General features: G+C 49.4%; 19 protein-coding genes. 11 read left to right on the top strand and 8 right to left on the bottom strand.

Going from position 1 to position 17480, the window contains the following annotated elements; all coding sequences use genetic code 11:
* Positions 1-34 precede the first annotated feature (34 nt).
* The 8 genes from Q394_RS0101855 to Q394_RS0101820 all read left to right on the top strand — a co-directional run bounded on the left by Q394_RS0101855 (position 35) and on the right by Q394_RS0101820 (position 7501).
* A complete protein-coding gene (locus Q394_RS0101855) occupies positions 35-250 on the top strand; it encodes a 4Fe-4S dicluster domain-containing protein (RefSeq protein WP_028487781.1) in 216 nt (71 codons plus the stop codon).
* Positions 251-252: 2 nt separating this feature from the next.
* On the top strand, positions 253-909 hold the full coding sequence (locus Q394_RS0101850; RefSeq protein WP_028487780.1) for a ferric reductase-like transmembrane domain-containing protein: 657 nt from the start codon (positions 253-255) through the stop codon (positions 907-909).
* Positions 906-2693 carry an FAD-dependent oxidoreductase gene (locus Q394_RS0101845; protein WP_028487779.1) on the top strand — a complete coding sequence of 596 codons (1788 nt, stop codon included), beginning with the start codon at positions 906-908 and terminating at the stop codon, positions 2691-2693. The genes Q394_RS0101850 and Q394_RS0101845 overlap by 4 nt, the downstream gene beginning before the upstream one ends.
* A 140-nt stretch (positions 2694-2833) precedes the next feature.
* Positions 2834-3253 carry an OsmC family protein gene (locus Q394_RS0101840; protein ID WP_038140149.1) on the top strand — a complete coding sequence of 140 codons (420 nt, stop codon included), beginning with the start codon at positions 2834-2836 and terminating at the stop codon, positions 3251-3253.
* 17 nt (positions 3254-3270) lie between these two features.
* On the top strand, positions 3271-4656 hold the full coding sequence (gene cysS, locus Q394_RS0101835; RefSeq protein ID WP_028487777.1) for a cysteine--tRNA ligase: 1386 nt from the start codon (positions 3271-3273) through the stop codon (positions 4654-4656).
* Between the two features lie 86 nt (positions 4657-4742).
* The gene (locus tag Q394_RS0101830; RefSeq protein WP_028487776.1) at positions 4743-5870 is read left to right on the top strand and encodes an NAD(P)/FAD-dependent oxidoreductase; all 1128 of its coding nucleotides are present in this window, start codon (positions 4743-4745) and stop codon (positions 5868-5870) included.
* Positions 5870-6562, top strand: coding sequence for a Dph6-related ATP pyrophosphatase (locus tag Q394_RS0101825; protein WP_028487775.1), 693 nt, complete (start codon positions 5870-5872; stop codon positions 6560-6562). Before Q394_RS0101830 ends, Q394_RS0101825 begins: the two co-directional genes overlap by 1 nt.
* 3 nt (positions 6563-6565) lie before the next feature.
* The gene (locus Q394_RS0101820; RefSeq protein ID WP_211248777.1) at positions 6566-7501 is read left to right on the top strand and encodes a 2OG-Fe(II) oxygenase; all 936 of its coding nucleotides are present in this window, start codon (positions 6566-6568) and stop codon (positions 7499-7501) included.
* On the opposite strand, the gene Q394_RS22230 is transcribed toward Q394_RS0101820, so the two are convergent.
* A complete protein-coding gene (locus tag Q394_RS22230) occupies positions 7498-7638 on the bottom strand; it encodes a hypothetical protein (RefSeq protein ID WP_156946715.1) in 141 nt (46 codons plus the stop codon). The two genes, Q394_RS0101820 and Q394_RS22230, sit on opposite strands and share 4 nt — an antisense overlap.
* A gap of 63 nt (positions 7639-7701) precedes the next feature.
* The gene (locus tag Q394_RS18720) at positions 7702-8154 is read right to left on the bottom strand and encodes a phage integrase N-terminal SAM-like domain-containing protein (protein ID WP_051542611.1); all 453 of its coding nucleotides are present in this window, start codon (positions 8152-8154) and stop codon (positions 7702-7704) included.
* A gap of 155 nt (positions 8155-8309) precedes the next feature.
* Here Q394_RS18720 and Q394_RS0101805 point away from each other — a divergent pair, with 155 nt between their 5' ends.
* On the top strand, positions 8310-8786 hold the full coding sequence (locus tag Q394_RS0101805; RefSeq protein ID WP_028487773.1) for an AAC(3)-I family aminoglycoside N-acetyltransferase: 477 nt from the start codon (positions 8310-8312) through the stop codon (positions 8784-8786).
* A gap of 174 nt (positions 8787-8960) precedes the next feature.
* On the opposite strand, the gene vapC is transcribed toward Q394_RS0101805, so the two are convergent.
* The 6 genes from vapC to Q394_RS18715 all read right to left on the bottom strand — a co-directional run bounded on the left by vapC (position 8961) and on the right by Q394_RS18715 (position 14297).
* Positions 8961-9359: a type II toxin-antitoxin system tRNA(fMet)-specific endonuclease VapC gene (vapC, locus tag Q394_RS0101795; protein ID WP_051542610.1), complete on the bottom strand. Its 399-nt coding sequence runs from the start codon at positions 9357-9359 to the stop codon at positions 8961-8963.
* Positions 9359-9586, bottom strand: a complete 228-nt coding sequence (vapB, locus tag Q394_RS0101790) for a type II toxin-antitoxin system antitoxin VapB (protein WP_028487771.1) — start codon at positions 9584-9586, stop codon at positions 9359-9361. Before vapB ends, vapC begins: the two co-directional genes overlap by 1 nt.
* Positions 9587-9711: 125 nt before the next feature.
* Complete coding sequence (gene groL / locus Q394_RS0101785; protein ID WP_028487770.1) at positions 9712-11352, bottom strand: chaperonin GroEL; 1641 nt, start codon at positions 11350-11352, stop codon at positions 9712-9714.
* A gap of 16 nt (positions 11353-11368) precedes the next feature.
* Positions 11369-11659: a co-chaperone GroES gene (gene groES, locus Q394_RS0101780; RefSeq protein ID WP_028487769.1), complete on the bottom strand. Its 291-nt coding sequence runs from the start codon at positions 11657-11659 to the stop codon at positions 11369-11371.
* 98 nt (positions 11660-11757) lie between these two features.
* A complete protein-coding gene (locus Q394_RS0101775; protein ID WP_028487768.1) occupies positions 11758-12231 on the bottom strand; it encodes an FxsA family protein in 474 nt (157 codons plus the stop codon).
* A gap of 77 nt (positions 12232-12308) precedes the next feature.
* Entirely contained in the window at positions 12309-14297 is a 1989-nt protein-coding gene (locus Q394_RS18715; protein ID WP_051542608.1) for a putative bifunctional diguanylate cyclase/phosphodiesterase, read from the bottom strand.
* Between the two features lie 273 nt (positions 14298-14570).
* Between Q394_RS18715 and Q394_RS0101765 the strand changes: the two genes are divergently transcribed.
* On the top strand, positions 14571-14891 hold the full coding sequence (locus tag Q394_RS0101765) for an H-NS histone family protein (RefSeq protein ID WP_028487767.1): 321 nt from the start codon (positions 14571-14573) through the stop codon (positions 14889-14891).
* 290 nt (positions 14892-15181) lie between these two features.
* Positions 15182-17431: a protein-disulfide reductase DsbD gene (locus Q394_RS0101760; RefSeq protein WP_245606714.1), complete on the top strand. Its 2250-nt coding sequence runs from the start codon at positions 15182-15184 to the stop codon at positions 17429-17431.
* Positions 17432-17480 lie beyond the last annotated feature (49 nt).

Genomic DNA, 17480 nt, shown 5'->3' with positions numbered 1-17480 from the left:
AATCCAGTCAAAACTCACCCATTAGGGGGTATCCATGAGCATACACAGTATTAACGGCTGCATCGGCTGTGAAGAATGCATCAAATCCTGTCCCACAGATGTCATACGTCTGGACCCGAAGACAAAAAAGGCGGTCATCAAATACGTGGCAGATTGCCAGATTTGTCATTTGTGCCGCCTGTATTGCCCGGTGGATGCCATCATTATCGCACCGGAAAAAACCATACCGGTTATTGTATCGTGGGGCTAACCATGCAGATTCATCCTAAAAAAATCGTTATCATTAACGCACTACTCATTTTCATCGCCTTGCCAGCACTCCTGTTTGCGCTGGGAAACGCCCCCGCTCGTAGCCTGTTAAAAGATTCGCTCTCGCTCCTGACCGTCTTGGCCTTCTCTTTCATGCTGCAACAGCTTTTTCTCACGCGTAACTTTAAAGGCATCCAAGCATATTACAAGTTAAGCCAACTATCTAATATTCATAAATATATTGGCTATTTTGTTGTAACGGTTTTTCTGTTTCACCCTGTTTTACTGGTTATGCCAAGGTTCTTTGAAGCAGGCGTCAAACCGCTGGATGCCTTGATCACCCTTTTGACAACCTTTCAAAGTTTGGGTGTTGTGCTCGGCTTGATTGCTTGGGGTCTGATGCTCCTGTTGGGCATGACTGCCATCTTTCGCTACAAACTGGTGCAAAAGCTGGGTATTAAATACAAAGCATGGCGGCTGTTTCATGGCGCTTTGTCTGTCCTATTCATTTCGATAGCCAGTTGGCACGCCATTGAGCTTGGACGCCATGTCGATACCCTGATGGCAAGCTTCATCATGGTCTTCGCGGTCAGCGGGGCAGTGCTTTTAGTCAAACAATATGTATTAACCACGGAAAAACGCACAGGTGTAACGTCATGAGCAACCCAGAAGATAATCACGGTTTGTCACGCCGTCAGTTTTTAGGCTTAACCGGCGGTGTCGCAGGCATGGCAGCACTGGTATCCATGGGCATCCCACCCGGCTGGGCGGATAACACAACAGCAGTCGACCTCCAGAAACGAGCCGATAAAGCCTATGAAACGGATGTACTGGTGATCGGTGGCGGCATGGCGGGTCTGTTTGCGGCGGTCAAGGCACATGATGCCGGAGCCAAGGTCATGATGATTTCCAAAGGACGCCTCGGCGCATCCGGCCAAACACCTTTTGCAAAAGGCATGTTTGCTTATGATGAAAAGACCGCAAAGATGTCGCTGGATGAGTTTACCGCCGCCGTTTCCCGCTCAGCATTGGGAACCAATAACCCGGTCTACACCCGGCAAATGGCAGAACATTCACAGGCCAGAGTGAATGAGCTGAAGGAATGGGGATTTTTTGACTCAGTGCTTTATAACAAGCCGTTTAGCAAACCCATCACCGAACGCAATATTCCCTTAATCGAGCGCGTCATGATCACGCACCTGATCAAAGAAAACGGCAAAATAGCAGGAGCCGCCGGTTTTAGTCTGGATGCTGAACAAGTCATTACGTTCCACGCCAAAAGCGTCATTTTGTGCACCGGTGCGGGAGGCTTTAAACCCAACGGTTTCCCCATTTGCGACCTGACGCATGATGGCACTGTTATGGCCTACCACATTGGCGCAAAAGTCACCGGCAAGGAGTGGAATGATGGGCATCCGGGGCAAGCCGACAATGCGGCTGCCTGTTTCGATGGCTGGCATGGCATGTTTGAACGCAAACCCGATGTGACCGGGGTAGAAATACGCCATGATCTGGGGGTAGATTTAAACTATATCGCCTACATCAACGGCAATCCTCTGGAGGGTGGCCCTCCCCCAGAACTGATGCGCAAGAATAAAGTAAAAGGTGGCCCCTACAAACCGGAAGGATTTGATCATTCATCGCCGCCTCCCGGTGGTGAAGCTGGCTTGGCAGGCGGGCCACCGCCACGCGGAGAAGAGCCGCCAAGACACGGGCCACCACCCGGTGGTGAAGGTGGTCTGCCACCCGGCATGAGCCAAACACCTGTAGGCGGTTCTTCTGCTGGCATGGCGATCCATAAATCCGAAGGTCTGGTGCCGATTAATGACCAATGCGAATCCACGATTCCGGGGCTATACGCGGCTGGGGATGCATTGGGTTCCTATATGGCGGGTGCAATCTACACGCAGATAGGCTCATCATTGACTGGTTCAGCGGTGCAAGGCGCGATTGCTGCACAAGCCGCCGCCCGATACTGCCAGAACACGCCAATGCCCACGCTATCAGCAGCAACGCTAAGCACCATAAAAGCGGAAATACTAGCGCCGTTAAAAAGAAAAGCAGGCTATGGCCCGGCTTGGGTAACCCAAACCCTGCAAGGCGTGATGATTCCCAACTTTGTGTTGTACATCAAAAAAGAGAGCATGTTGAAAGCAGCCTTGGCTTATATTGAAGAGCTGAGGGATCACCACATGCCCATGCTGAGAGCGGCGGATATGCATGAACTGCGCTTGGCGCATGAAACCGCCAACATGATTATCAGCGCCGAGATGAAGTTGAAAGCCTCACTGATGCGCACAGAAAGCCGCTGTAGCCACTACCGGCTGGATTATCCCGAACTGGACAATCAAAACTGGCAAGCATGGATCAATATCCATAAGGATGCTGAAGGCAATATGCAACTGGAAAAGCAGCCGTTTGGCAGTTGGCCGACACAGGCATAACCGGTATTTAAAGATGCGCTGAATCTGATGCTGTCCGGTAAGGATGGCATCGAGATTATCCGTGAACTGTACAGTATTTGCGTGGCTCCCCCCCTTTCCGTTAACATTCTGCCCATACCCGCTGAACCTCAAGGAAGCACATGGACCCACAACCGAAAGACCCCCATACCGTCATCGTCAATTTACGCGATACCGAAGGCACGTATACCTGTGACATCAAGGCAGGCAAGCACCAAATGGTTGCCGATGAGCCGGTTCCACTGGGTGGTGACGACTTGGGGGCAGCGCCCTACCAATACCTGAAGGCCGCCTTAGGCGCTTGCACGGCCATGACTCTCCGCATGTATGCCGAGCGCAAGAAATGGCCGGTTGAAAACGTGATCGTCACCCTACGCCACAGCCGCGATGCCAAAAAGCAAAGCATGTTTGAACGCGACATCAAAATCGTTGGCGAACTCACCGACGATCAGCGCGAACGCCTGCTGGATATTGCTGACCGTTGCCCGGTACACAAAACCCTGAGCAATGGTGTTACCATCCTAAGCAAACTCATTGATTAACCTGTTGAAGAGCCCTCATGTTGCACATCTACAATAGCCTGACTCGCCAGAAAGAAGTCTTTGAACCCATTCAACCGCGCCAAGTACGCATGTACGTGTGCGGCATGACGGTTTACGACTACTGTCACCTCGGCCATGCACGGGTCATGGTGGTGTTTGATACCGTTTACCGTTACCTCAAAACCAGCGGTTACGCGGTCGAATACGTGCGCAACATCACCGATATTGACGACAAGATCATCAAACGTGCCGCCGAAAATGGCGAGCCGATTGACGCCCTAACCCAACGTTTCATCGACGCGATGCACGAAGATGAAGACAGCCTGAGCGTGCTGCGCCCCGATGCGGAACCGCGTGCCACTGACAATATCCAAGAGATGCTCGCCATGATCCAGACCTTGCTGGACAAGGGCATCGCCTATCAGGGCAAAAACGGCGATGTGTATTACGACGTCTCCCAATTTGAGGGTTACGGCAAACTCTCCGGGCGCAAGCTGGACGACTTACGTGCGGGTGAACGGGTTGCCGTTGACGAAGTGAAAGACGACCCGCTGGATTTCGTGCTGTGGAAAGCCAGCAAACCCGGCGACCCGGCATGGGATGCGCCGTGGGGAGCAGGTCGCCCCGGTTGGCACATCGAATGTTCCGCCATGTCGCAAAAACTGCTGGGGGATCACTTCGACATTCACGGCGGCGGCAGCGATTTGCAATTCCCGCACCACGAGAACGAAATCGCCCAAAGCGAAGGCTGCACCGGACACAAGCACGTCAATTACTGGATGCATAACGGCTTCATCCGCGTCAACGACGAGAAGATGTCCAAATCGCTGAACAATTTCTTCACCATCCGTGAAGTATTGAAAGATTACAAAGCAGCGGAAGTGCGCTTTTTCATCCTCAACAGCCATTACCGTAGCCAGTTGAATTACGGCACGGATCAATTGGATGCAGCACGCGCCTCGCTGTCACGCTTATATACGGCTATCCGTGGTCTGCCTGAATCAGGCCCGGCAGCCTACACCGATTACGAAAATCGCTTTATCGCGGCGATGGATGACGACTTCAACACCCCCGAAGCCATGGCGGTGCTGTTTGAACTGGCGGGCGACATTAACCGCATCCGCAAAACCCAAAGCGATGCCTCAGCCGCCGCACTCGGCGCGTTGCTGCAACGCCTTGGCAATGTCCTTGGGCTGTTGCAAGATGACCCGGAAAGCTGGTTCAAAGGCTCTGCCAATGCAGACGGGTTAAGCGATGACGCCATCGAAACCCTGATCCAGCAACGGCTGGATGCCCGCACCGCCAAACAATGGGCAGAATCCGACCGCATCCGCGACGAACTCAAGGCGCAAGGCGTACTTCTGGAAGATGGCGCGGGCGGCACAACCTGGAAACGCGCGTAAATACAGCGGGATAGTTTGCTTTTTATCATTTTATCCGAGTAAATTACTCAACATAATTCAGTATCAAAAACGGATACGGACACAGTATGAACAAAATAACCATTATCGGCGCAGGCTTTGCTGCCCTAAGCGCCGTGCGCCAAGTGCGCAAACAAGATAAAAATGCGGAAATCACCCTGATTGCCCCGCTTGCCGAGCTGCACTACCTGCCGGGCATTATCTGGATTCCCAACGGCTTACGCACCCGCGAAGACCTGACTGTACCACTGGCTAACTTCTTTGGTCGCATGAACGTCAAGTTCCACCAAGGCAATGTCACTGGCCTACGCGATGGCGGACGAATCGTCGAAACCGACAACGGTGAAGTGGCCAATGACGGCTTAATCATCGCTTCCGGCGGCCGTTTCATCAAAAAACTGCCCGGCATCGAACACGCTATCACGCCGTGCGAAGGCATCAGTGCAGCGGAAAAAATCCGTGACCGCCTGAAAGAAATGCAGGGTGGCACTATAGCCATCGGTTTCGCAGGCAACCCCAACGAACCCAGCGCGATGCGTGGGGGGCCAATGTTCGAGTTCCTGTTCGGCACCGATACCCTGCTGCGTCAGCAAGGTCGTCGTGACAAATTCAAGCTGGTATTCTTCAGCCCTGCTGCACAACCCGGCAACCGTCTGGGCCCCAAAGCCATGTCTGGCCTGTTGTCTGAAATGGGCAAGCGCGGCATTGAAACCCACCTCGGTCACAAAATGAAAAGCTTCACCGCTGAAAAAGTGACGACCGAAGGCGGCGAATTCAACGCAGACCTGATCCTGTTCATGCCCGGCATGACCGGCAACCTGTGGTTCGACAACACCACCCTGCCCCGTTCTGCTGGCGGTTTGCTCAAGGCTGACCAACACTGCAAGGTCGACGGTTGGGACAAGGTTTACGTCGCAGGCGATTCCGGCAGTTTCCCCGGCCCCGACTGGATGCCAAAGCAAGCGCACATGGCTGATTTACAAGCCGAAGCCGCTGCCAAAAACTTGCTGGGTGAACTGAATGGCGGCGCGACCGATGCGACCTTCAAGGTTGAACTGGTGTGCATCGTCGACTCCGTAAACAAAGGGATGTTGGTATCGCGCACTGAAAAACGTTCAGTGGTATTACCCGCTTCCCGCGTATTCCATTGGGCGAAACGCGGGTTTGAATGGTGGTATTTGCGGCAGTACCGTTAATGCTCAAAGGCAAAAAGTGTACCAGAAAGAAAACCCTGCTCAGTTGGAGCAGCGGTAAAGATAGTGCATGGGCGCTGCATTTGCTTCAGCAAGACCCTGCCATTGAACTGGTTGGTTTATTTACCCTTATTGAGCAAAAACACAACCGGGCATCCATGCACGATACCAGCATTGACATGCTACATCGTCAGGCGGATGCAGCAGGTTTACCGCTTGAACTGGTCGTGCTACCAGACGAATGCAGCAATGAACAATACGATGCCATTATGCAAGCATACATCGCCACAGCCGCCCGTAATCAGATTGAGTGCATGGCTTTTGGCGACCTGTTTGTGAATGAAATCCGTCAATACCGAGAACGGCAACTGCAAGGTAGCGGGATTAGCCCGCTATTCCCCTTGTGGGGCATGTGTACTCAATATCTGGTTGAAGCCATGCTATCGGCTGGGCTACACGCGCATATTAGTAGCGTTGACCTAAACAAACTCCCCGCACAGCTTGCTGGCCAACGTTGGTCTAAAGACGTGATTGCAGGCTTCCCTCATGATTGCCACCCATGCGGCGAAAACGGTGAAATCCACACAGTGGTAGTGGCAGGCCCCATGTTCAAGAAGACCATTCCGGTCAATATCGGTGCGGTGATTGAGCGAGATGGGTTTGCTTATGCCGATATTATTCCTATAGGAGTGTAGCGATTGCTTTTGCAGCCCGACCACCACCTTCACCCTTTCCCTTTTTTTGCGGTAGATGCCGCCTTTTCTGAGGAACAGTGTGCGGTACTGGATAGCCTTTTTTCGCAAGATAATGCATGGCAACATCGGGATGGGGCATTTTACCGCTGTTCGCTGTCTGATGTTACCACGATGATTCCGGCAACGTTTCAGACCGAAATACTCGCCAGAATGCGTGACATTACCGGGTTGCCACTCGTCGATCGTGTGCTGGTCACAGCGCAACGAATGCTGCCCGGACAAGTGATTGGTATACACAGCGACCGCCCACTCTTGGGTTATGAACTTGCGCGGCTGGTGGTGCAACTCAATAAGGACTGGCAAGCAGAACATGGCGGTGTGCTGGAATTATTTGCCTCACCAGAGGGCGAAGTGATGTTCAGTGTTAACCCTGAATACAACAAAGCGTTTGGCTTTCTGCTGCACGCAGAGTCGTATCATGGTGTCACTGAAGTGACTGCGCCACGCCAAACCGTGGTCTTCAATTTCTGGCATGAGGCGAATACGCCCGAACTTGACGCGCATATTCAAGCCTTGTTTGCCAAGCTGCATTTCTCGGAATTACCGGCAGCACTTGATCCGATTGCCTCCGATGCAGAGGCAACGTTGCCCGAAGAGGTGACATTTCGGGCAGGTACGGCGGCGATTGCACTGCACCGTTGGGGCTATGACGCGGCAACGGTGGTAACTGGCTACCAGCACAGCACGGGGATTGTTCGCTGCGATTCTAGCGATGCAGAAACCTACGCAGCCGTGCTACTGGCGGATTGGGTGGCGTACTTGTATCGGGATTCGTTTGATTTGGTGCGTTGGGAAATCTTGCGGGGCGAACTTGAGGGAATGGAAAGGTTTCCGCGTTTGATGCCTACATGGCAGCTTTGTGTGCCGGTATGGCGTTAGTCGCATAATCCCGCCAAATTCCGCCACGGCACAACTTGCGCCACTGCCCGGTGTTGCGCCTGCTCCCCGCCGTAAACCAACTGAAATTGCGATACCACGGCTGTAAACGCACCACCAAATAAACTTGCTTCCAACACTGAGATCCACGCCTCCACCGTTTTCTGCGAAATGCCGCAATCATTCGCAATCTGGGTCAGGTTCTAGTTGGTGCAGTTGTTTGACAATTTGTAGCTGTGTCTGCAACTCAGTAATCGCCCGATCAGTGACCAACGCCCCGGCAAACCTGCCAACACACGCTTGGCTTCATCTTCGGTCAGCACCACGGGTAAGCGTTTGGGTTTTCGCGCACGGGTCACACCATCCAGCCAAGGCAGTTGCATCTCAAGCACTTCTTTGTATAAAAACAGAACTGCGGACAAGGCTTGGTTTTGGGTACTGGCGGACACGTCACGCTCGGTTGCGAGGTATGATAGGAACGCCTCAATCTCACGCGCCCCCATTTCGCGGGGATGGCGTTTGTTGTGGAACAGGATGAAACGCTTGATCCAACCGACATACGTATCTTCGGTACGCAAGCTGTAATGCTTAACGCGGATACGGTCACGCACTTGGTCAAGCAGCTTTGGTGGTTGTTTTTCTGGCGGGTTAATCATGTCGTTTTCCACTTTTCGTTTAGGTCGTATTTCATAGAAGGATACGCTACAATCCATTGAAATCGTTGGTATCCAGTCGGAGATATACGACAGGATGTCGTTTTTAACGGCGACATTAGGTCGTCTAATAGTAGTTAGGCATCAGGAGAGAGTAAGTGCAAGTTGAAATTATTCACCTCGCCGAAAATGATGTTTCGCTATTGCAATCGCTGAACGCGATGTTTGGTGAGGCGTTCAACGATCCTGAAAGTTACGCAGCGAAAAAACCATCATCCAGCTATCTACAAAAATTACTCGCCAACCCGACATTCTTCGCTCTGGTAGCGGTTGATAACGGCTTGGTCGTGGGTGGTCTCGCGGCATATGAATTTCAAAAATTTGAACAGCAAAGAAGTGAACTTTATATTTACGACCTTGCAGTTTTAACAACTCATCGCAGGCAGGGCGTAGCAACCGCGTTGATTGAAAAGCTAAAAGCGATAGGAAAAAAGCGAGGCGCTTACGTTGTGTTCGTCCAATCAGACAAAGGCGTTGAAGACCAGCCAGCTATAGCGCTGTACTCAAAACTAGGCACACGCGAAGACGTGTTTCATTTTGACTTTGCTATTGAGGGTCAAAATGGCCATGCCTAACAAGGCGTTCCAGCATCACTGCGGCGCTGCGCGCCTCCGTTGGACAGGCTTTAATTTGCGCTTTTGTGGTTTTGCTTCGCAAAAGGTTTCCACAAAAGCGCAAATTAAAGCCTGCCGCTGAACTTAACGTTAGAAAACAACTACAAATTTGTTAACCCTTCCCCACTTTATCCACTAAACCCAATTCTCCAGCCTTAACCCGACGATCCGCTTAAACTCATCAGTGTTATTGGTCACGACCGTCAAGCCATTGGCTAACGCTGTCGCGGCAATTTGCAGATCATAAGCCCCAATGGGTGTACCTTTGCGCTTGAGGTCGGCACGAATCCACGCAGCTTGTTTGGCATCTTCAGGGGTAAAGTCGAGTACAGTCATCGGGCGCAGGAATTTTTCCAACGCCGCCAAGTTGCGTTTGTGAGCCTGACTATTTTCAACGCTATAATACAGTTCAAATACCGTCACGGCTGAAATAAATACTTGCGCTGGTTTCAATGCCGTGAAGCGCACCAACACTGCTGGCGGTTTTTCTTTGATCAGGTAAATACAGATGTTGGTATCCAGCAGGTACTTCATCACCACTCCCGCTCTTGCACGGCGGGCTGGTCGCGCCCTTCCGCCATGAAATCGTCTGAAAACTGGTCGATGGCGAGCAACCAATCGTCCCAGGATTGCTCCAGTGGTTCAAGGATAATGCGGTTGCCATCGCGGGAAATTTTGACCTCAGTACCCGACAAGCGAAAGGCTTTGGGTAAACGAATGGCTTGCGAACGCCCATTCTGAAAGATTTTTGCTGTTTGCATCACACGACCCTCATTAAAAAGTATATACCAAAAATATAGACTTCTTGTCGCCTGAATTCAAGCCTTACCCACAAAAGAAAACCCCGACAAGCGGGGTTTCCTTCGGAGACAGAATAAGCCGCAGCTTACATCATGCCGCCCATACCACCCATGCCGCCCATGTCTGGCATACCAGCGCCGCCATCTTTCTTCGGCAGTTCAGCGACCATTGCTTCGGTCGTGATGATCAGGCCAGAAACAGATGCCGCGTTCTGCAATGCAGTACGGGTAACTTTAGTTGGGTCAAGGATACCCATCGCGATCATGTCGCCGTACTCGGAAGTACGTGCGTTGTAACCAAAGTTACCTTCGCCCGCTTTCACCGCGTTCAGGATAACGGATGGCTCATCGCCAGCGTTAGCGCAGATTTGGCGCAGCGGCTCTTCCATCGCACGCATCGCGATTTGGATACCCACGTCTTGCTCGTGGTTGTCGCCTTTCAGGTTTGCAATCGCTTGCAGCGCACGTACCAGTGCAACACCACCGCCAGGAACCACGCCTTCTTCAACCGCAGCACGGGTAGCGTGCAGGGCATCTTCAACGCGGGCTTTCTTTTCTTTCATCTCGATTTCGGTAGCAGCACCGACCTTGATGACCGCAACGCCGCCTGCCAATTTGGCAACGCGCTCTTGCAGTTTTTCACGGTCGTAATCGGATGAAGTGGTTTCGATTTGTGAACGCACTTGGTCAACACGCGCTTTGATGTCATCAGGAGAACCCGCGCCATCAATGATGGTGGTGTTGTCTTTGGTGATGTTGATGCGCTTGGCTTGACCCAGATCGTCCAGCGTGACTTTATCCAAAGCCAAACCGACTTCTTCAGAAATAACCGTGCCGCCCGTCAGGATAGCGATGTCTTGCAACATGGCTTTACGACGGTCGCCAAAGCCCGGTGCTTTAACGGCTGCCACTTTAACGATACCACGGATGTTGTTCACCACCAGCGTCGCCAGTGCTTCGCCTTCGATGTCTTCAGCGATGATCATCAGTGGCTTGCCTGCTTTCGCAGCGCCTTCGAGGGCTGGCAGCAGTTCACGGATATTGGAAATTTTCTTGTCGTACAGCAGTACGTAAGGGCCTTCCAATTCAGCCGACATGCTTTGTTGATTGTTCACAAAGTATGGGGACAGGTAGCCACGGTCAAACTGCATACCTTCTACAACGTCAAGTTCGTTGTCGAGGCCGGAACCTTCTTCAACGGTGATAACGCCTTCTTTACCAACTTTGTCCATTGCAGTCGCAATGATGTTACCGATGGCGTCGTCAGAGTTAGCAGAAATGCTACCAACCTGTGCAATGGCATTGGTGTCTGCGCATGGCGTAGACATTTTTTTCAGTTCAGCAACCGCAGCGATGACAGCTTTGTCGATACCGCGCTTCAGATCCATAGGGTTCATGCCAGCAGTAACAGACTTCATGCCTTCACGCACGATGGCTTGCGCCAGTACGGTTGCAGTCGTAGTACCATCACCTGCCGCGTCAGAAGTCTTGGAAGATACTTCCTTAACCAACTGTGCGCCCATGTTCTCGAACTTGTCTTCCAGTTCGATTTCTTTGGCAACGGAAACGCCATCTTTGGTCACAGTCGGTGCGCCGAACGATTTTTCCAAAACGACGTTACGGCCTTTAGGACCCAGTGTAACTTTTACGGCGTTAGCCAGAACATTGATACCGCGAACCATGCGAACGCGAGCGTCATCACCAAAACGTACTTCTTTAGCACTCATCTTATAATCCTCTTAATTAGCCTTCGATAATCGCCAGCAGGTCTTCTTCACGCATGATCAGCACTTCCTGACCATCCATTTTTACTGTGGTACCGGCATATTTACCGAACAAAACTTTGTCACCGACTTTAACTTGCAGCGCGATACGCTCACCGTTGTCACCTGCTTTGCCTGGGCCTACCGCAAGCACTTCGCCGCGATCAGGTTTTTCAGTAGCATTGTCAGGGATGATGATGCCGCTGGCAGTTTTGCGCTCTTCTTCCATACGGCGTACTACAACGCGGTCATGCAATGGACGGATATTCATGGTCAGTATTCTCCTCAAACCAATAAGATTAGGGCATTAGGGTTGTTGTTAGCACTCAAGGCTAGTGAGTGCTAATAATAGGGACGGCTTAAGTAAAGTCAAGGGCGATCGAGTGAATTTTTTGTATCATCGTCCCGATGCACGACTTCGCCTTCGATGTCATGGCTATTGTAAGAGCGGGAAGATTGCGAATATTGGAAGCCAGTAGCCGACACCACGCCACGTTTGAGCAAGGCTTTGATCAACAAGTAACGAGTAGGTGGCAGTAGCAAGATTAGCCCGAGTATATCGCTGAAAAAACCGGGAATGATGAACAGCAAGCCGCTAAGCAGCAGCATAATACCTTCAAGCCCCGCTTGGGCAGGGGGTTGACCCGTTTGCATATCACGCTGGAATTTTGCCAAGGTTACCAGCCCTTGATGGCGTAGCAAAAACATGCCAAACACACCAGACAGGATCAACAGCAGGATGGCCGCAAACGCACCAATGGCGCTGCCCACCTTGATAAGCAACCAAAGCTCAATGAACGGAACCAGCAACAACAGCACAGTAAATACAGGAAAGCGACGCATTACCCAACAGTCCATTCAAACCAATAATAAAAACCATATTGGTCTGAACTTTATGTTTTCAAGGTAATTTGTAAAATTTAGGCCGCTTTTGCCTGCACATCCCTTTCGTTCTGCATCCGCTCACGTAACTGCACCAGCGGAATCGGGCGGCCACAATAATAGCCTTGGGCAAAATCCACGCCAATCTCACGCAGACGTACCAACGTCTCACTGTCTTCGACCAACTCAGCAATCGTCAACAAGTTCATCACTTGACCCACATCGTGCACTGCTTTAACCATCGCCGCATCCACCGGGCTGGACACTAGGTTATGCACGAAATTACCGTCGATTTTCAGGTAACTCAACGGCAACTCACGTAAGTAACTGAGGGATGAAAAACCGCTACCGAAATCATCCAGCACCAAATGGCAACCGAGGCTATGCAATGCATTCATTACCCGCTTCGCGTGGACAAAATTACTGATAGCCACCGATTCAGAAATTTCAAAACAAATCATACTAGGGTTAATGCCGAAGTGATTAATCTGCTCTTCAACGTACCCAAACAACCGCGCATCCTGCACAGACTGCCCCGACAGGTTAATCATCAAACGAATTTCCTGGCAGGGTTGGCTTTGCTGATCTCCACGGCAATTTACCAACATCTCCAGTGACTTGCGAATAATCCATCGATCAATACTCGTCATCAGATCAAGCCGATCAGCAACCGGTAAAAAACTACCGGGATTCAGCAATGCTTGCCGGAATGGCAAGCGTAATAATATTTCATACTGTCGAAGCTGTTGGGAACGTTCTGCATGTAAAGGCACAATTGGCTGGGCAAATAAGATAAAACGGTCTTCGCGAATGGCATCCTTCAGCAGCTTAGCCCAGTCATGAACCCGCTGGTTCGACATTTCCTCACGCTTCTCTTCAGCATGGATAAATACTTGATTACGCCCCAATGCTTTAGCGGTATAACAAGCTTTATCAGCGTCTGAAAACAGTTGCTTGATTTGAATATTCGCAGCAGGCATAAACTCTAATAAGCCGACACTCACACCAATGGTAAATACCTTTCCCTCCCAACTAAAACGGAAGTTACGCAGCTCAACCAATATCGTTTCCATGATGTTGCGCCCCTTCTCGAGACCACAACCCTCTAAAAATACCGCAAACTCATCACCGCCAATCCGTGCCACTTTATCGGAACGCCTCACCGCCCGTCGAAAGATTTGTGAAACCTGTTTTAACAACTCATCTCCTGCCAAATGTCCACAGGTATCATTGATAATTTTGAAATTGTCCAAATCCATACTAGCTAATAGATGACTGCGCGTAAGAGCGGAAGTGTCATGAGCCAGCTGTTCCACATATTGTTCAAAACTGGTTCTATTCATTAAATCTGTTAATGCATCACGCGAGGCCTGACGGTATAAACGGTTAATGATCTTTCGATCTGCCGTAACATCACGAAAAATAAAAACAATTGCCTTACAATGCTCAAGAATACAGGTTGTATTTAACTCAACAAAACGCTCTTCACCAACACGAGGATACAGCTTAACTTGACCAAATTGTAAGGGATGGTTCGGATGCGATAAATTAGTTTCAAATGCCTTCACACCTAAAGAATTTCCCTGCAAATCCTCCAATTTGAGTACCTTGCTAACATGTTCACCCAAAACCTTATCTCTCTGCCATAGTGTCAGTTTCTCTGCGCTAGCATTCATATAGGTGATATTACCCAGTTGATTGGTAACAATCACCCCCCCAGCTAAAGCATCAAGCACCCAATCTGTATTCACTGAGTCCTGTAAGAACGATGGCTTCAGTATTGTGGCATCCATTTCTGTGGAAACAATCACCGCATTTTCAGTCGTAATTAGCCTTCTATGATGTATCAAAAGGTAGATTGCAACGCATTGCCCAACACTAATTCCCAACAACAAATAAGGCACAAAAGCTGTCAGCCAAGACAGATCATCTGCCATAGATAGCTTGTTTAGCTGACCGCTGGACAATATCCAGACAAATAGAACAGCAAACGCAACCAATGACAGGATTGGAACGACAAATCGCATCGAATCCCCCTAACAGGTATCTTATGTAATATTTATGATTAAATAACCACCTCAATAGTAACTAATTTACTTGACAACTGCCACCCCGCTCATCTGATAAAAAACCAGCATTCAGCTAGACTCAATAGTAAAAACAAAAAGCGTCTTTTAATATTATTGACAAAGAATATTAAAATTATCTCATTTCATTAACCACCCCTTGACAATAAGATTAAAGAGCATGAATATACGGAAATATTTTTTAAACATAATGCAAAAGGAAAGGTGTTATTCATGCCCAATGTTGATATTTCCAATCTTAGCGTCGCGGAACTTGAAAAACTCAAAGGCAGTATTGATAGTGCTATAGCAAATCGTCGTGACGGTGAGTTACTGAATTTACGTCAAGCCATTGATGACATGATTGAAGAAGCTGGATTTACTCTCGATGAGGTATTACAAGTCCGCACTACTAAAAAACGTGCTGTTAAAGCAAAGTACAGCAACCCTAATAACCCAGAAGAGACATGGAGTGGTCGTGGCAGAAAGCCAGTTTGGGTACAAGAATGGGTTGCGGCTCAGCATGACCTGAATGAATGCTTAATTCCAGATTGATATTCCAGTATTGAAACACAGAATGCCTGAAAATGCTTCAGGCTTCTGTTGTAATAGCACCACGACATGTTGCATAAATCACTACTTTAATCTTCTCGTCAGAAAAAATTCCTTCATACTATCAAATGATGTGAAGATATTTTGCCGATTACCTTCATTTACTCTACTATTGTTCGCATCTAGTTAAACCATGTTGAAAGATGATTAGTTATCTAAACTTGATTAAGGCGCACAGCAAACTTGTTGGCGTGAGGAATGCGCTGTGTTTCTTGCTGCTCCTAGTTGTTTCGATGCAAGCACACGCACTCAAGCAAGAAGACCTGCTACCTCCTGATGAAGCCTTCAAGTTCAAGGCTGAAATGATAGCTCCTGATAAAATCAAAGCGACATGGGATATTGCTGATGGTTACTACCTATACCGTGAACGCTTTAATTTTGAACCTGACAATCCAGAAAATCTCACACTAGCGACTCCCATTTTCCCCAAGGGTGATACCAAAAATGATCCCAATTTTGGAGAAACCGAGGTCTATCATCACGAAGTTGTTATAGAAATTCCGATTGCCCCCAATCAGAACACCGCTCAGGCTACCGAGCTAGCACTTAAAGTTAAATATCAAGGATGTGCCGATGCTGGGCTATGCTATCCCCCTCAAAGAAAAACAGCCACGTTACAACTTGCGGCAGCCAATACTGATCAAGTAGAACCTGTTACTAAAAATACTAACAATAATAAATCCACACTAACTGACCTTATCAAGCAAGCCCAGAAGCCACCTGCGGGCAATGCTATACCCGTAGAGCAAGCCTTCGTGTTTGACATGACAGCGCTAGATAAAGGAACGTTAAATGCTCACTGGATAATCCAACCTGAACATCATTTATACCGTCCAAAAATCAAGTTCAGCATCAAGGAACCACAAGGTGTCAAGCTAGGCACGCCAATTTTCCCAACAGGTGAAATGGTTGATGATGAATACTTCGGCAAAATTGAAGTATATGGCAAAGATATTGATGTCAAAATTCCAATCTTACAAGCAGAAAGTTTGCAGAAGCTGGTTGTGGAAACTGAGTACCAAGGGTGCTCAGACAGCACAGGTATTTGCTACCCTCCTGTCAAGCAAAGCCATGAATTAACGCTAGCCGGGTTACCCGATGCACAGCCATTGGAGCAGGAACAAGCAGAAACCATACCCACCTCGCCTGAAGATGCCATTTCCATGCGAATGCGGGATGACAGTTACTTCAGCAACCTATTGTTCTTTTTCCTAGCGGGTTTGGGGTTGGCTTTTACGCCATGCGTATTCCCAATGATTCCGATATTGTCTGGCATTATTGCAGGCTCATCGAACAATGACCTTTCTCCACGCAAGGCATTTCTACTATCCCTATCCTATGTGATGCCAATGGCACTAACGTATGCCATTGTTGGGGTCGTGGCGGGGCTAAGTGGGGCAAATCTTCAAGTCATGTTCCAGAATCCATGGATTATCGGCTCATTCGCAGGCTTATTTGTCTTACTGGCTTTTTCAATGTTCGGCTTTTATGACCTGCAAATGCCAGCAAGCATTCAAAGTCGCCTAACCGAGATCAGCAACCGTCAACAAGGCGGGAGCTTTATCGGCGCAGGCATCATGGGCATCCTGTCTGCCCTGATTGTTGGCCCCTGTGTAACAGCGCCACTCATCGGTGCACTGGTTTATATTGCCCAAACGCGTGACGCCCTCCTTGGTGGCTTATCACTGTTCTCGCTAGGTCTGGGCATGGGCTTGCCACTATTGATGATTGGTACATCCGCCAGCAGCTTGCTACCGCGTGCCGGGGCATGGATGGATACGACCAAAGCCATTTTTGGCATTATGATGCTGGGATTGGCGATATGGATGCTAAGCCGTGTAGTACCCCCAGAGGTCACCATGGCCTTAACAGGCACGCTGCTCGTCAGCTCTGGCATTTACATGGGAGCATTGGAAAGAATCAACGATGAAGCCGGTGGCTGGGGACGCTTCTGGAAAAGCCTTGGCCTCATCATGCTTTTCTACGGCGGCATGATTCTCTTCGGTGTAGCAGCAGGCAGTAGTAGCCTATTACAACCACTGAAAGGCGTATTTGGCGGTGGTTATGCTATGGCCACATCCGCTGCCGCAGAAAACAAACTCCATTTTCAGCGAATCAAAGGCATGGAAGGCTTACAACAAGCATTAGAGCAAGCAAAAAACCAAAACAAAGCCGTTATGCTCGACTTTTATGCTGATTGGTGCGTGAGCTGTAAAGAACTTGAGCATAAAACCTTTAAAGATCAGAATGTTGTGACAAGCCTCAAAGACACCTTATTAATACAAGCCGATGTCACAGCTGATGATGCACAAGACAAAGCATTAAATAAACATTTTGGATTATTTGGCCCACCGCAGGTTTTATTTTTCGCACCAAATGGCAAAGAAATCAAAGCAGTACGACTTGCAGGTTATGAAGCGCCAGAACCCTTTCTTCAAAGAATTCAGCGTTTTCAGCAAAATCTCCAACAGAAGGCACCTTAATCAGCACCAGTTAAGCTATAGTTTTTATACTACGTTCGCATATCAACAC

The organism is Thiothrix lacustris DSM 21227, assembly GCF_000621325.1.
In the GTDB taxonomy this organism is placed as follows: Bacteria; Pseudomonadota; Gammaproteobacteria; order Thiotrichales; family Thiotrichaceae; genus Thiothrix; species Thiothrix lacustris.
Note: the sequence above shows the minus strand (reverse complement) of the source record. Positions and strands in the feature narration are given on the sequence as shown.

Excerpts from the sequence above, each read along its gene's own strand:
- Q394_RS0101855 (WP_028487781.1), top strand. The coding sequence starts at position 35 with ATGAGCATACACAGTATTAACGGCTGCATCGGCTGTGAAGAATGCATC.
- Q394_RS0101850 (WP_028487780.1), top strand. The coding sequence starts at position 253 with ATGCAGATTCATCCTAAAAAAATCGTTATCATTAACGCACTACTCATT.
- Q394_RS0101845 (WP_028487779.1), top strand. The coding sequence starts at position 906 with ATGAGCAACCCAGAAGATAATCACGGTTTGTCACGCCGTCAGTTTTTA.
- Q394_RS0101840 (WP_038140149.1), top strand. The coding sequence starts at position 2,834 with ATGGACCCACAACCGAAAGACCCCCATACCGTCATCGTCAATTTACGC.
- cysS (WP_028487777.1), top strand. The coding sequence starts at position 3,271 with ATGTTGCACATCTACAATAGCCTGACTCGCCAGAAAGAAGTCTTTGAA.
- Q394_RS0101830 (WP_028487776.1), top strand. The coding sequence starts at position 4,743 with ATGAACAAAATAACCATTATCGGCGCAGGCTTTGCTGCCCTAAGCGCC.
- Q394_RS0101825 (WP_028487775.1), top strand. The coding sequence starts at position 5,870 with ATGCTCAAAGGCAAAAAGTGTACCAGAAAGAAAACCCTGCTCAGTTGG.
- Q394_RS18720 (WP_051542611.1), bottom strand. The coding sequence starts at position 8,154 with ATGATTAACCCGCCAGAAAAACAACCACCAAAGCTGCTTGACCAAGTG.
- vapC (WP_051542610.1), bottom strand. The coding sequence starts at position 9,359 with ATGAAGTACCTGCTGGATACCAACATCTGTATTTACCTGATCAAAGAA.
- vapB (WP_028487771.1), bottom strand. The coding sequence starts at position 9,586 with ATGCAAACAGCAAAAATCTTTCAGAATGGGCGTTCGCAAGCCATTCGT.
- groL (WP_028487770.1), bottom strand. The coding sequence starts at position 11,352 with ATGAGTGCTAAAGAAGTACGTTTTGGTGATGACGCTCGCGTTCGCATG.
- groES (WP_028487769.1), bottom strand. The coding sequence starts at position 11,659 with ATGAATATCCGTCCATTGCATGACCGCGTTGTAGTACGCCGTATGGAA.
- Q394_RS0101775 (WP_028487768.1), bottom strand. The coding sequence starts at position 12,231 with ATGCGTCGCTTTCCTGTATTTACTGTGCTGTTGTTGCTGGTTCCGTTC.
- Q394_RS18715 (WP_051542608.1), bottom strand. The coding sequence starts at position 14,297 with ATGCGATTTGTCGTTCCAATCCTGTCATTGGTTGCGTTTGCTGTTCTA.
- Q394_RS0101765 (WP_028487767.1), top strand. The coding sequence starts at position 14,571 with ATGCCCAATGTTGATATTTCCAATCTTAGCGTCGCGGAACTTGAAAAA.
- Q394_RS0101760 (WP_245606714.1), top strand. The coding sequence starts at position 15,182 with ATGCAAGCACACGCACTCAAGCAAGAAGACCTGCTACCTCCTGATGAA.